The organism is Sphingobacterium sp. BS-2, from assembly GCF_046161205.1.
Classification (GTDB): Bacteria; Bacteroidota; Bacteroidia; order Sphingobacteriales; family Sphingobacteriaceae; genus Sphingobacterium; species Sphingobacterium mizutaii.
Window position 1 is genome coordinate 206,035 of record NZ_JBIXGO010000020.1, and the last position, 13,959, is coordinate 219,993.

11 protein-coding genes are annotated in these 13,959 nt (G+C 39.4%); 3 read left to right on the top strand and 8 right to left on the bottom strand.

Going from position 1 to position 13,959, the window contains the following annotated elements; translation table 11 throughout:
- Window positions 1-70 precede the first annotated feature (70 nt).
- Together ACK2WI_RS15920 and ACK2WI_RS15925 are read left to right on the top strand one after the other, a co-directional pair.
- On the top strand, window positions 71-2,554 hold the full coding sequence (locus tag ACK2WI_RS15920) for a DPP IV N-terminal domain-containing protein (protein WP_409151551.1): 2,484 nt from the start codon (window positions 71-73) through the stop codon (window positions 2,552-2,554).
- A gap of 63 nt (window positions 2,555-2,617) precedes the next feature.
- Window positions 2,618-3,175 (top strand): hypothetical protein, encoded by a 558-nt coding sequence (locus ACK2WI_RS15925; RefSeq protein WP_409151552.1) that lies wholly within the window; start codon window positions 2,618-2,620, stop codon window positions 3,173-3,175.
- On the opposite strand, the gene ruvB is transcribed toward ACK2WI_RS15925, so the two are convergent.
- Complete coding sequence (ruvB, locus tag ACK2WI_RS15930; RefSeq protein WP_313512917.1) at window positions 3,167-4,189, bottom strand: Holliday junction branch migration DNA helicase RuvB; 1,023 nt, start codon at window positions 4,187-4,189, stop codon at window positions 3,167-3,169. The two genes, ACK2WI_RS15925 and ruvB, sit on opposite strands and share 9 nt — an antisense overlap.
- 29 nt (window positions 4,190-4,218) lie before the next feature.
- Entirely contained in the window at window positions 4,219-4,953 is a 735-nt protein-coding gene (locus tag ACK2WI_RS15935; RefSeq protein WP_093096654.1) for a polyprenol monophosphomannose synthase, read from the bottom strand.
- 69 nt (window positions 4,954-5,022) lie between these two features.
- Here ACK2WI_RS15935 and ACK2WI_RS15940 point away from each other — a divergent pair, with 69 nt between their 5' ends.
- Complete coding sequence (locus tag ACK2WI_RS15940; protein WP_409151553.1) at window positions 5,023-5,331, top strand: hypothetical protein; 309 nt, start codon at window positions 5,023-5,025, stop codon at window positions 5,329-5,331.
- 64 nt (window positions 5,332-5,395) lie between these two features.
- Here ACK2WI_RS15940 and ACK2WI_RS15945 read toward each other — a convergent pair whose 3' ends face one another.
- The 6 genes from ACK2WI_RS15945 to ACK2WI_RS15970 form a co-directional block, all read right to left on the bottom strand.
- The gene (locus ACK2WI_RS15945) at window positions 5,396-6,928 is read right to left on the bottom strand and encodes a peptide MFS transporter (protein WP_093096656.1); all 1,533 of its coding nucleotides are present in this window, start codon (window positions 6,926-6,928) and stop codon (window positions 5,396-5,398) included.
- A 23-nt stretch (window positions 6,929-6,951) separates the two neighbouring features.
- Window positions 6,952-8,742 (bottom strand): peptide MFS transporter, encoded by a 1,791-nt coding sequence (locus ACK2WI_RS15950; RefSeq protein ID WP_409151554.1) that lies wholly within the window; start codon window positions 8,740-8,742, stop codon window positions 6,952-6,954.
- Between the two features lie 199 nt (window positions 8,743-8,941).
- Window positions 8,942-10,525, bottom strand: coding sequence for a peptide MFS transporter (locus tag ACK2WI_RS15955; RefSeq protein WP_409151555.1), 1,584 nt, complete (start codon window positions 10,523-10,525; stop codon window positions 8,942-8,944).
- A 482-nt stretch (window positions 10,526-11,007) separates the two neighbouring features.
- Window positions 11,008-11,886 carry a sugar phosphate isomerase/epimerase family protein gene (locus ACK2WI_RS15960; protein ID WP_409151556.1) on the bottom strand — a complete coding sequence of 293 codons (879 nt, stop codon included), beginning with the start codon at window positions 11,884-11,886 and terminating at the stop codon, window positions 11,008-11,010.
- A 21-nt stretch (window positions 11,887-11,907) separates the two neighbouring features.
- Window positions 11,908-12,639, bottom strand: a complete 732-nt coding sequence (locus ACK2WI_RS15965; RefSeq protein WP_093096668.1) for a (Fe-S)-binding protein — start codon at window positions 12,637-12,639, stop codon at window positions 11,908-11,910.
- Window positions 12,639-13,955: an MFS transporter gene (locus ACK2WI_RS15970; protein WP_409151557.1), complete on the bottom strand. Its 1,317-nt coding sequence runs from the start codon at window positions 13,953-13,955 to the stop codon at window positions 12,639-12,641. Before ACK2WI_RS15970 ends, ACK2WI_RS15965 begins: the two co-directional genes overlap by 1 nt.
- Window positions 13,956-13,959: the final 4 nt, after the last annotated feature.

A 13,959-nucleotide genomic window follows, 5' to 3' on the forward strand; every position in this document is an offset into this window, starting at 1 on the left:
CATGAAAGCTTCTTTTTTGGGGCAGTAAATGGATATTTTCGCTGAATCTAATATTGACTAAATTACTAAAATGAAGCATTTTTTAACCTTTGTCCTATTGCTAAGTTTTGCAATATCACAAGGACAGGAAAAATCTACCTTAACCAAGCCAAACTACCAATTAGCCTCTAAGTTTTCTCCAAGCAAACTGAGCAAATTGATCTTCTCGACTGAGGTCAATCCCAATTGGATTAATTTTGGTGATAAATTCTGGTACGAATACAACAGTCCATCAGGCAAGAAATGGTATTTGGTAGATCCAAAGACCAAAAAGAAATCCGAATTGTTTGACCATGCCGATATGGCTTCCAGGATCACTTCCATTGTCAAGAACCCTTTCGATGCCCAACACCTGGAAATCAGGAACCTTCGTTTCATGGATAATGAAAACTTGATCCGTTTTGAGGTCCAAAGCAGTAAAGACACCGTTAAGACAAAAGAAGAAATCCAAAAGCTGACCAACAAGAAAGATACGATCAAGAAGAAGCTGTATTATTTTGAATATAATATCAGCAACAACAACTTGAGGGAATTAGGCGAAGACAGTAAGGAAAAGACCAAATTGTTCTGGGCAAACTTTAATCCCGATACCAGTAGGGTTTACTATGCTAAAAACTACAACCTGTATTGGATGGATTATAGCAATTACCTGAAAGCGCAGAAGGATGAGAAGGATTCTACGATCGTTGAGCACCAGATTACCACAGACGGTGTACAATATTATGCTTGGGGTGGAGACGAGTACAGCGTAACGACCGGTGATAAAAAATCGGAGGATGAAGAAAAGAAAAAGAGGAAACCGGTTTGGATCAATTGGTCCCCGAATGGTCAGTACTTTACGTTGACCAAAAAGGACAATCGAGAGTACAGTGCTTTATGGGTGATAAACAATGTCGCAGCAAAGCGACCTACCCTGGAAACCTATAAATATTTGATGCCGGGCGAAACAGATTCTACTGAAGTAGAACTCTATATATTCGACGCAAATACCTTAAAGCCAAAACAAATTAATGTTTCTGCATTTAAAAATCAAACGATTAGCAACTGGAGTAAGGACAGAACTAAGGAAAGTTATAAAGGCAAACATTATATCAATTATTGGTTAGGCAATAATGAGGAGTTCTATATCGCTAGGTCAAGTCGTGACTTAAAGCGAATTGATATTGTAGCGGTAAATGTGAACGGTAACAGCAGAACAGTTCTGGAAGAGCGTTCTAATGTATATCAAGATATCAAAAAGCCTTACTTTGTCAATAATGGCAGTCAATTTATCCATTGGTCCCAACGAGATGGTTGGGGACATTTCTACCTATATGATAAAAATGGAAGAATGATCAACCAGATCACCAAAGGTGAGTTCCATTGTGATGATTTGACCCGATACAATGAAGCAACAGGTACCTTGTACTTTAAAGCCAATGGCAAGGAAAAAAATATCGATCCATATTATACCTACTATTACTCGGTGAATAAGAGTGGTGGCGCCATTAAATTATTGACGCCGGGGGATTTCGACCATCAGGTTGTTAGCAGTGAAAGCAGCAATTACTTTATCGATAATTATTCCAGGGTAAACACTGCTCCAATTAGCAACCTTTATAATGCTAGCGGGCAACTGGTTATGAAATTGGAAGAAACCGATTTGTCAAACCTATTCGCTGCAGGATATAAGTTCCCAGAACCATTTAAGGTTAAAGCTGGTGATGGAATTACAGATTTGTATGGCGTCATGTACAAACCGTTCGACTTTGATTCAACCAAGACCTATCCTATCATTGAGTACGTTTATCCAGGTCCACAAACGGAAGCGGTAAACAAGAGCTTTGGCAGATCGATGGACAGGATCGACAGATTGGCACAGATGGGCTTTATCGTAATCTCAGTGGGTAACCGTGGTGGACACCCTTCCCGTTCAAAATGGTACCATACCTATGGTTATGGCAACCTAAGGGATTATGGATTAGAAGATAAAAAGGTAGCAGCTGAACAATTAGCTGATAAATATCCATTCATTGACATTAGTAAAGTGGGAATTACGGGCCATTCAGGTGGTGGTTTTATGTCTACTGCTGCTATGTTGGTGTATCCAGATTTCTTCAAGGTAGCCGTATCGGGAGCAGGTAACCACGAGAATAACATCTATAATCGTTGGTGGAGCGAAAGACACCATGGCGTTAAGGAAGAAATCAGTGCGAAAGGTGACACCACCTTCAGCTATACGATCAGCAGAAATACAGAATTGGCTAAAAACTTAAAAGGGAAATTATTGATTGCAACTGGAGACATTGACAATAATGTGCATCCGGCGAATTCAATCCGTATGGTAGATGCCTTAATCAGGGCCAATAAAAGGTTTGATTTTCTATTATTACCCGGCCAAAGGCATGGATTTGGCGATATGACTGAATATTTCTTCTGGAGAATGGCCGATTATTTCAGTCAGCACCTATTAGGAGCTTCTGAGATGAATGAGGTTGATATGATGGAAATGAATCGGGAAAAACCGCTTAAATAAAAATTCCATTTTAATATAAACAGTTTTTCTCCTTATTTTATGATCCATTTTAGCGGGTAAAATATGAGCGAAAAAACTGAAGATAAATTTAAAGAAGCCCTAATGCATTTTGGGGCTTCTGATTTAAATGAGGAAATCTTAAAGGTAGTCAGCCTAGATCAACTTCTTCAATGGAGTATAGAAGAGAAAAATCCCCGCTTATGTTTTCGTAGTGCATTGGCAATGGAACATATCTTATTACAGAACCCTTCCCTATTTAAATCCATATATAATAGATTGATCATAAACTATAAGGACTTATACAACTGGAGCAGTTTAAGAAGCTATACTAAGCTATTAATGTGGATGTTATCCAAATTCAACACAAGTATTACCTTATCCGAAAAGGAAAAAGAAATGATCATGGAAAAGAGCTTTACGATCATAGATCAGAGCGATTGTCCCGTAGCGGTAAGGGTCAACGCCTTCGATATCCTGTACAGGCTAATTCCTACTTATGATTGGATTGGGAAAGAATTAAAGCTTATCATTGAACTGAGCCTAGAAAAAGAAAATACCCCTGCTTTAAGGAGCAGAGGTACTTATATTTTAAAGAGATTGAGCAAATTGGAATTAAAATAAGGTATTTCCTTTATTAAAATGAGTTTTCCCTAAATGCTTGAATGCTAATTCCGTACACTCCCTACCTCTAGAAGTCCGCATAATGTAGCCTTCTTGGATCAAGAATGGTTCATACACTTCTTCAATGGTCCCTTCATCTTCACCCACGGCCGTAGCAATGGTTTTTAAGCCTACAGGGCCACCTTTGAATTTTTCGATGATCGTGCTTAAGATGCGGTTATCCATTTCGTCCAATCCATGTTCATCGACATTTAAGGCATTTAGCGCAAATTGGGCGATGGCTTTGTCAATGGATCCATTTCCTTTGATCTGTGCGAAATCGCGCGTCCTTCTCAAAAGGGCATTGGCAATCCTTGGTGTTCCACGGCTTCTTCTGGCAATTTCAAAGGCACCTTCTTCAGAGATTGGAACCTTTAATATCTGGGCAGAACGCATAACGATATCTGTCAATAGCTTGGAATCGTAATATTGTAACCTGGAATTGATTCCAAAGCGAGCGCGCAGCGGTGCGGTCAATAAGCCAGAACGCGTCGTTGCTCCCACTAAGGTGAAAGGATTTAGAGAAATCTGAACAGAACGGGCATTTGGGCCCGTTTCAAGCATGATGTCGATTTTGAAGTCCTCCATTGCAGAATACAGATACTCTTCCACCAAGGGGCTTAAACGGTGTATCTCATCAATAAAAAGGATATCACCTTCTTCAAGGTTGGTCAATAGACCAGCCAAGTCGCCCGGTTTATCCAATACAGGTCCTGATGTTATTTTGATCCCTACTCCCATCTCATTTGCAATGATGTGGGATAAGGTGGTTTTACCCAATCCGGGGGGACCATGTAAAAGTACATGGTCAAGCGCTTCTGCACGTAGCTTAGCTGCTTTTACAAAGATGGAAAGGTTCTCCAATATCTTAGCCTGACCGGTAAAATCTTCGAAAGTCTGCGGACGAAGCACCCTCTCCAAGTCTTTATCAGTCGACGTTAATCTTTCAGGATTGGGGTCAAGGTTTTCATTCATATCTTGGAACACAAATCTTTAGTAAACAATTATCTCTCGTATTTTTTAAACAAGCTATTGAATTTCATTTGAATTACTCCAAAGAAAGCTTCTTTAAATATCTTGGTGCTCATTTTTGAAGTACCTAAGGTTCTATCTGTAAAAATAATAGGAATTTCCACAACATTGAAACCATATTGAATGGCAGTGAACTTCATTTCAATTTGAAAGGCATAGCCCACAAATTTGATCTTATCCAAAGGTATGGTTTCTAAAACTTCTCTCCTAAAGCATACAAAGCCTGCTGTAGCGTCCTGGATCTTGATTCGCGTAATCAACCTGACGTAAGCCGATGCAAAATATGACATCAATACACGGTTCATCGGCCAGTTTACCACATTCACCCCTTTGATATATCGGGACCCAATTGCCATATCAGCAGATCCTATTTTACAGGTTTCACGCAGTCGGATCAAATCATCGGGATTATGGCTAAAATCAGCATCCATTTCGAAAATGAATTCATAAGAGCGGCTCAACGCCCATTTGAATCCATGGATATAGGCCGTACCTAACCCCAACTTCCCTTTTCGTTCTTCGATAAAGAGTCGATCAGCGAATTCTGTAGCCTGAAGTTCTTTAACAATATTTGCTGTTCCATCCGGAGATCCATCATCAACGATAAGGATATGGAAATCTACTTCTAATGAAAAGACCTTTCGAATGATTCGTTCTATGTTTTCCTTCTCGTTGTAGGTAGGAATGATTACAATGCTATCTGACACGCCTTAAATTTTGATGGCGTAAAGTTAAGCAATTAGTCCCAAACAATTGGGTTCGGTAACAGAAGATGTTTGGGGGTTGAACCAGGATTGGGGTTCGGCTCCGCTCACCCAACGAGGATTAGAGGATGGACCAAGATTTGGGCAAGAACCAGGATGCAAGGGATGAGAGGATGGGCCAAGATTTGGGCAAGAACCAGGATGAAAGGGATTAGAGGATGGGCCAAGATTTGGGTAAGAACCAGGATTGGGGTTCGGCTCCGCTCACCCAACGAGGATGAGAGGATGGACCAAGATTTAATCCGATGTTTGATCGGCATCTCGGCGGTAAGCGAAGCCGAGATGCCGCTCGATGTGCGTCTAGACCCAGCACTGGATTAACTATCACAAACACAAAAGCCGGATGTTTACACCTCCGGCCTTTGAATAATTGTTGAATTAAATATTAATTTACCCCATGCATTAATTTTTTAATATATGGCGATAGAATAATCAAAATTGCACCTGCAATCAAGGAATATAATCCTAATTGCTTGTAACCTTCGGTGTAAGTCAAGAGTTTATCCATCAAAGATGCACCTTCTCTAGCTTCGGCCATATTGGCACCGATCAGGCCAGCCACATATTGACCATAGGCACTGGCTAAAAACCACATTCCCATCATGATCCCTTGCAATTTAGCTGGAGATAATTTGGTCATAATGGATAGACCTATTGGAGAAAGACAAAGCTCCCCTATCGTAATCACCAATAACGCCGCTGTAAAGATGTCCAGAGAAGTCATTCCATCTACTGCAAAGAAACGGGTAGCAAAAAGCACATAATAACCCAAGCCCAGGAAGATAAAGCCTAATCCAAATTTGATAATGGTATTGGGTTCGATTTTTCGTTGCGCCAACCATAACCATAACAGTCCAAATAGAGGTGCTAAAATAATAATGAAGAATGCTCCACCGGAGTTATTCACTCCATTAGGGTCCAAACGGAATGCTCCGCCTGCCACGGTATCATTTAGGTTGTTGGCTGCAAATATGCTCAATGACCCTCCACTCTGCTCGTAAATACCCCAGAATACGATGGAAAACAGAATAAATATCAATGCAGCAATCAATTTATGGCGTTCCTTTTTCTCGACTTTGGACATCTCATAAAAAAGATAGATCAGGGTCAAAGGACCAATGGTATACATAAAATAATCGGTGTACTCCGTTTTAGAAACCATAACCTGGATCAAAGGGACGAAAATCAAGGTACTCGCATACACTGCATATTCAACCCATTTAGGAAGGGGTTTTGTTTTGACAATAGCGTCTGGATGCCCAGGTTGCAATCCAATTGGTCCCAACTCATGCTTGGTAAATTGGAAATTGATCAAACTGATCAACATCCCTAATGCAGCAAGACCAAAAGCTACATTCCAACGGTGAGCCTCATCGATGACAGAACTCAACATATAGCCTTTTCCAATTGCCACACAGATGTATCCACCTAAAAAAGCACCTAGGTTAATTCCTGCATAGAACAATGAAAATCCGGCATCACGACGGTTGTCATTGCTTTTATAGAGCTCTCCTACCATGGTCGAAATATTAGGTTTGAAGAAACCTGTTCCGATAATGATAAAGGCCAAGCCAAAGAAAAAGAACTGATGGGTATCAATGGCCAGTAATACCGAGCCTACGATCATCAATAATCCTCCGAAAAAGAGGGATTTTCTAAAGCCTAGAATTTTATCTGCGAAGAGTCCTCCGATGAAGGTAAAGGCATAAACAAATGCCTGGGTTGCTCCATATTGAAGATTGGCCTCTTTTTCTCCAAAATTCAGTTGTGTAATCATAAAGAAGACCAACATCCCGCGCATCCCATAGAAACAGAATCGCTCCCACATTTCTGAAAAGAAGAGTCTCCAGATCTGCTTTGGATATTTGCCTTTAAAATCTTGAATCTCCTCAAGAGTTTTTTGTGCCTCAGTAGCCATTATATTTAATTGTATTTATTATTCTATTTTACGCCGTGCATCAGCTTCTTCACGATTGGGTGAAGTAACATCACGATAATTCCAGCTGCAATTGGCACAATAGTGAAGATCAAGAAAAACGTACTCAAGGAATACTGATTGGTGATGATTTCAATTTGACCACCAATAATGGCTGCTAATTTATTTCCGATTGCCAATGCCAAATACCACATCCCAAACATAAAACCGATCATCCTTGCCGGGGCAAGTTTGGAAACATAGGAAAGACCTACCGGTGAAAGACAGAGTTCGCCAAGGGTATGGAACATATAGGCCAAGATCAACCAGACCATCGATACTTTTACGCCTTCTTGGAGTCCATTTGCACCAAAAGCTAATAATCCGAAACCGATTGCCATTACAATCAAGCCCATTCCGTATTTCACGGTTGCGGGTGGATTATATTTAGAGTCCCATATTTTAGAAACGAAATTAGCAAAGGTGATGATAAAGAAAGAGTTCATGATCGAGAACCATGAAACAGCGATTTCCGAAGATTCGGCAGTGAATTCACGGTACAGCATCCATAATGCTAAACCCCAAACAGCTGTAAAGCAAATCACCTGTACAATATTGGAGAGTGGTGCCTTGCCAAAAGTCTTTTTGGTCAGCATGGTCACTGCATAGGTAACGAAGATTAATGGGACGATAGTCAGTAAAGTATTGACCACATTGAAAATAGTCAGGGAATTACCCGATAAACTTCTGTCTACGCTATCTCGTGCAAAAATCACCAAGGAAGAGGCTCCTTGCTCAAAAGACATCCAGAAGAAGATAACGAAGAACGCAAAGATGATAACTGCGATCAGACGATCTCGGACAACTTTGGTATATCTAGCCAATCTTGAAATAACAACAAACAGGAAGATGATCAATGCTGCAAAAATGGCTACATTTTGGCCTGCGGTGGATCCAACCTGAAGACTAGAGAAGATATCTATGCCTGAAATCTTAGAAAGTGGGTCATTGAATGCATAGCCCAATCCTAGGATGGTCATGATAACAATCAAGAAGATATCTAATTTCGTAAATGGATTCGGTTTATCATCTGGGTTTGCCAATGCTGCAGCTTCAGCTTTTTCAGCTTTAACCTCTGCTGTAGGCTTATCTCCAACCTTTCCGAAGATGGGTTTGGCATACCAGAACTGTAAAGTCCCTAAAAACATAAAGATACCAGCTAAACCGAAGCCCCAGTGCCAACCGACCTTTTCGCCTAAATAACCACAGAGCATCATTCCAAAGAAAGCACCTGAGTTGACACCCATATAGAAAATGGTATAGGCTGCATCTTTCTTTTGCGGGAACTTTTTGTACATCTCGGATAAAATGGAGGTCATATTCGGCTTAAAGAATCCCGTACCTACCACCAAGGCACCAAGCCCTAGATAGAGGAATAAAGGGGTATCAAAAGCCATAAACAAGTGACCTAAGGTCATGATGGCAGCACCAATGACAATGGCATATCGATAGCCTAAATACTTATCGGCTAAAATACCACCAAATATGGGTGAAATGTAGAGCAACATCGCATAGGTACCATATAAAGCGCCGGCTTGGACTGGATCCCAACCCCAACCTGAAAATGGACTGCCTGAAATAATTGCACTGGTTAAGAAATTGATAAGTAATACGCGCATTCCGTAGAAGGAAAAACGCTCCCACATTTCTGTGAAAAACAAAACAAATAAACCGGAGGGATGACCTAACACAAGGCTTCCATCGATTCCCTGTTTCTCTAATTCTTCTGAAAAAGAAGCATCTGAAGCTTGACTCATAAACTGTAATTTCAATCAAACGCGAAGTTTGAATTTGTAAAAATAAAAAAACTTTCAGGATTCCTTAGAATCCATAGCTGGGGTATTTTTTTTAAGCGCCATTAAAGGCCTATATCTTGGAATGAAAAAAGCCGAATGTTATTAAGATTCGGCTTTTATATTTGTTTCAATTTAAATCATTTTTGTATTAATTCAACTACTAGTGGATGCCATGCATCATTTTCTTCAATTTACCGTTGAAGATCAACAATAAAATAGCGACCAAAATAGGAAGTGCTGCAATGATCAGGAAGAAAACGGTCATGGAATAAGTTTCAGTGATTTTATCAATGAATGAACCCGTCATACCAGCGATAAAGTTTGCAATCGCTGAAGCAGTAAACCATAATCCAAATAATAAACCAGCGAATTTCTTAGGGGAAAGCTTACTTACATAAGAAAGTCCTACTGGCGATACACATAACTCACCTGTGGTATGGAAGAAATAGGCCAAGATTAACCAGATCATACTTACTGATGCAGTCTGCGCCCCTGAAGGGATCGACATTGATCCATAAGCTAATGCAATAAAACCTACGGCTACCAAGATCAATCCGAAAGCAAACTTCACTGGACCTGAAGGGTTCCATACCTTTTCCCATAATTTAGAAAAAGAAGAAGCAAGTGTAATAATAAAGAAGGAGTTCAAGATCTGGAACCAAGAAACCGTAACTTCTGTAGTTTCAACAGAGAATTCTTTATTCACTTTCCAAATACCCAATGCCCAGATAATAGCAAAGGAGATGGCTGTAAAAATCACGGTCAAAGGATACTTGCTGAAAATCTGTTGGGATAATTTGAAAAGGACAAAGGTTACGATCAGGATTGGGAAAATGGTCAAGGCAGCATCGACCCATTTAAAGATCTCACCTGTATCGCCATCAAGAACACGTTGGGTGTAGTTCTTTGCAAAAATGGTCATCGATCCTCCAGCTTGCTCAAATGCAAAAAAGAAAAAGATACTGGCAATCATTAATACTGCTACCACCACCAAACGATCTCTTACTACGTTTTTAGGTGTATGATCTTCTTCTTGAATGTTGTGAACATGTTCCTCAGGTGAGTGAACCGTTCCTGGCTTTTCACCAATGACGCCGAAGATCTTTTGTGCGAAATAGAATTGAATCATACCGAAGAACATAAATACTCCTGCTAATCCAAATCCGTAATGCCAACCCTCTTTTTCACCGATATAACCACACAATAGCATTCCTAAGAATGCACCTGAATTAATACCCATGTAGAAAATCGTATAACCAGCATCCTTTTTCGCAGATGTATCTGGATATAACTGACCCACCATGGAAGAAATATTTGGTTTGAAAAGACCATTACCTAAGATCATCAAGACAAGACCGACATAGAAAAAGGATTGCGAAGTACCTTCGAGGGCCATGGAAGCATGACCGAGCGTCATGATCAAAGCTCCTAAGAGGATAGCTTTGCGATATCCAGTCAACTTATCGGCTATCATACCCCCTATTAAAGGAGTCAAATAAACCAAGCCGGTATACCAAGCGTATAACTCCATGGCATCTTGATTGCTCCATCCCCAGCCTTGCTTAGAAATTTCAGTGATTAGGAATACGGTCAGAAGGGCTCTCATTCCGTAATAACTGAAACGCTCCCACATCTCAGTAAAGAATAGGACAAATAGACTTGCAGGATGTCCCATTACCATTTTGTCGTCCACTCCTTGTTTGGCAAGGTGCTGGACCAACTCTTGGTCTTTTTCTTGATTCATCGGTTATTGATATTTACGTTAATTAAGATTTTTTTAGAACAATATTTTTTCCGGATAGCAAATTAACAAATTTTTATTTACAATTAATACTAAGTTAACAGCCCCTAGCGGATTTAACATTCAATTGTTAAGATATCAATTTCAGCCAAAAGTTTAATCAATCCATCAAAGTCCTATTAATTTTTTTAATGAAAGATTTAAATCAAAAGAGGCATTAAGTTGATATATTTAAAATATTAATCTAGATAAGGCATTAAAAAGATAAATAATCCATCCTTTTATCGAAATAAATTTATTTTTCTTGTTTTTTGAATTTCAATTAAAATCAAAAGGCAGTAACAGGAAATCATTGGTAAATAAAAAACAAAATAGTTGTGTAAACAATTTATTACGTAGAGCTTGAATAATACGCAGATGGTTAAAATTAAATAAAAAAGAGGCAAGAATCTACATTCTTGCCTCTATCTCTATATGATGGGCTCTTATTTGAATTTCTCCAATAAAGCCTTAGTCAATTTGATTCCTTCATCTTCAGAAATCTTATCTCCTTCGAATTCAATTCCCACATAGCCATTGTAGCCAGCGGATTTAACGATCTGCATCATCTTCGCATAGTCGATACCTGTATCATTGCCGTTCGCATCGAAAGCATGAGATTTAGCACTTACGCCTTTAGCATACGGCATAAGATCTTTTACTCCTTGATAACGGTCGTACTCATAGAAGTTGCCGAAATCTGGCAAACTACCACAGTTTTTCTTACCCACTGTTTTCAGAACATCTGCCAACCAATCGCCATGTGAAGAAATTCCACCATGGTTTTCAACCACTACAGAAATCTTACCTTTTTTGCCATAATCAGCTAAAGTAGACAAGCTTTTAACCACTTGGTCCTTAACTTCTTCTTTAGTTCCCTCGCCAGCAGCATTTACGCGGATAGCATTACATCCAAGGAAGTTAGCAGCGTCGATCCATTTGTAATGATTTTCTACAGCTTGCTTACGTTTAGTTTCATCGCGATCCCCTAGACTTCCTTCACCGTCGATCATGATCAATACGTTTTTCACGCCATTGTCCTTAGCACGGTTATTCAAATCTTTTAAGTAAGTCATATCCTTAGCTTTATCCTTGAAGAATTGATTTACATATTCAACTCCATGGATACCAAAGTTTTTTGCAGTATACTCAGGAAAATCAATATTTTTCAAATCTCCTTTGAATAGTTTTTTATGTAAAGACCATTCTGCTAATGAAATTTGAAACCAGTCTTTCTTAGCAGCGAATACATCTAGCGAAGGTGCTAAAGTTACTCCAGCTGTTACTAGACCTAAGTTTCTTAAAAACTCTCTTCTTGAACTCATGATTGTGTTATATAAATGTTATTAGATATTAGCCCATCCAGAGGTCAAAACATCGACAAGATGCATGGTCTTTATGGGAAGTTGATTTTTTTCAATATAAGCCTGTAATTGCAATAAACAGGATGAATCAGTAGATATAATATAATCTGCCTTGACATTCAGCGCATTTTGCACTTTCTGTTCTGCCATGGCTGCAGAGATACCTTCAAACTTAACGGCAAAAGTGCCTCCAAAACCGCAGCAGGTCTCTTGATCGCGCATTTCAACAATGTCTAATCCCCCCACATGGCTCAAAAGGCGCCTCGGCTCCTCTTTGATCTTGCATTCCCGAAGTGCTGAACAGGAATCATGGTAAACTGCCGTTCCCACTAATTCTGCTCCAAAGTATTCCTTTTGCAAAACATTGACCAAGAAATCACTGATTTCAAAAATATTACGTTGTATGGCCCTGCATTTATTGTGTTCAATGGAATTGGTGAAAAGATCATCATAACCTCCTCTAACCATTCCAACGCAGGAAGCAGATGGACTGACAATGGGATGTTCTTCATTAAAGTCGTTCAAGAACTTTTGTCCAATTTTCTTGGCATCGTCCCAAAAACCGGCATTATATGCGGGTTGTCCACAACAGGTCTGATCGGTATTGTATATGACCTTGCAACCTGCCTTTTCCAATAGTTTAACGGTATTAAAGGCTGTTTCAGGATATAATTGATCAATAAAACAAGGAATAAATAACTCTACTTTATGCATTAATCGCTTTCAATAATCTGTAATTTATTAAATTTTAAAACACGAAACAACAACAAAAACCCTATGATAAAATATACAGATAGGAACAATGCCGAATATCGAATGTTTTGCGTGATCTGTTCAATGATACCAAAACTGAACAAGCCAATCACAATGGCTACCTTTTCAGAGACATCATAGAAACTAAAGAATGATGTGGTATCTTCAATATGTTCAGGAATAAGTTTTGAATAGGTCGATCTAGACAAGGACTGTATCCCTCCCATCAATAATCCTACTGTAAAGGCCATTCCGTAAAACTGGTATTCGGTAGTCATGTAGAAAGATGCACAGCAAATCAGGATCCAAAAGAACACTACAACCAATAGGACTTTAATATTCCCGAACCTTTTGGCTGCAACGGACATGATATATGCTCCACCAATAGCTACAATCTGGATCAATAATATGGAGGCTATCAGTTTACTTGCCCCTAAATTCAACACCTTTTCACCGAATGCCGCAGCAACGATCAATAGGGTTTGAATACCCATAGAATAAAAGAAATAGGCAGGTAAAAAGGTTTTGATAGCTTCAATCTGCTTAATTTGACCTAGAACACTCGTAAACTCCTTCTTCACTTTTGTAAAGAAAGGCAAGCGCTCCGATCCAATGGTCGGTCTGTTTCTAGGTAAGAATCGGAATGGTATCTGGGCAAACAGCAACCACCACAAGCCTACTAATAGAAAGGAAAAACGTGCTGGAAAAGATGCATCAGTGATTCCAAACCATTCTGGCTTGAAAATAAACACGAAACAAATGATCTGAAGGGTAACACAGCCTACATATCCATAAGCAAATCCCTGCGCACTGACCCTATCCTGCTGATCTGGGCTAGCAATAATGGGCAAGTAGGAATTATTGAAGGCTACTCCGCCAATATAACCCATTGCTGCTATGGCATAGCAGAAAATCCCCCATTCTAAGCTGTTGATCTTAAAGAAAAACAATCCCATACAGGCAATTGCGCCGATATAGGTGAAGAGCTTCATGAAAAACTTCCGTTTTCCTGCAGCGTCAGAATAAGCCGAAATAAAAGGTAAACCCAAAGCCATCAATAAATAAGCAATGGAGAGGGCAAAATTGGAAAGTGCAGTATTGATGATCTCAAAACCAAAAAAGGAAACCGTGTCATTGGTTTCCGGATTTTTTGTAATGGTTGTATAATATACTGGAAAAATGGTGGAGTTGATGACCAGATTATAAGCAGAATTGGCCCAATCGTACATGGACCATGATCTGATTAATCTCTTATCATTCTTCTTGAATATTTTCATAAGA

Excerpts from the sequence above, each read along its gene's own strand:
- ACK2WI_RS15970 (WP_409151557.1), bottom strand. The coding sequence starts at position 13,955 with ATGAAAATATTCAAGAAGAATGATAAGAGATTAATCAGATCATGGTCC.
- ACK2WI_RS15925 (WP_409151552.1), top strand. The coding sequence starts at position 2,618 with ATGAGCGAAAAAACTGAAGATAAATTTAAAGAAGCCCTAATGCATTTT.
- ACK2WI_RS15920 (WP_409151551.1), top strand. The coding sequence starts at position 71 with ATGAAGCATTTTTTAACCTTTGTCCTATTGCTAAGTTTTGCAATATCA.
- ACK2WI_RS15950 (WP_409151554.1), bottom strand. The coding sequence starts at position 8,742 with ATGAGTCAAGCTTCAGATGCTTCTTTTTCAGAAGAATTAGAGAAACAG.
- ACK2WI_RS15945 (WP_093096656.1), bottom strand. The coding sequence starts at position 6,928 with ATGGCTACTGAGGCACAAAAAACTCTTGAGGAGATTCAAGATTTTAAA.
- ACK2WI_RS15960 (WP_409151556.1), bottom strand. The coding sequence starts at position 11,886 with ATGAGTTCAAGAAGAGAGTTTTTAAGAAACTTAGGTCTAGTAACAGCT.
- ruvB (WP_313512917.1), bottom strand. The coding sequence starts at position 4,189 with ATGAATGAAAACCTTGACCCCAATCCTGAAAGATTAACGTCGACTGAT.
- ACK2WI_RS15955 (WP_409151555.1), bottom strand. The coding sequence starts at position 10,525 with ATGAATCAAGAAAAAGACCAAGAGTTGGTCCAGCACCTTGCCAAACAA.
- ACK2WI_RS15965 (WP_093096668.1), bottom strand. The coding sequence starts at position 12,639 with ATGCATAAAGTAGAGTTATTTATTCCTTGTTTTATTGATCAATTATAT.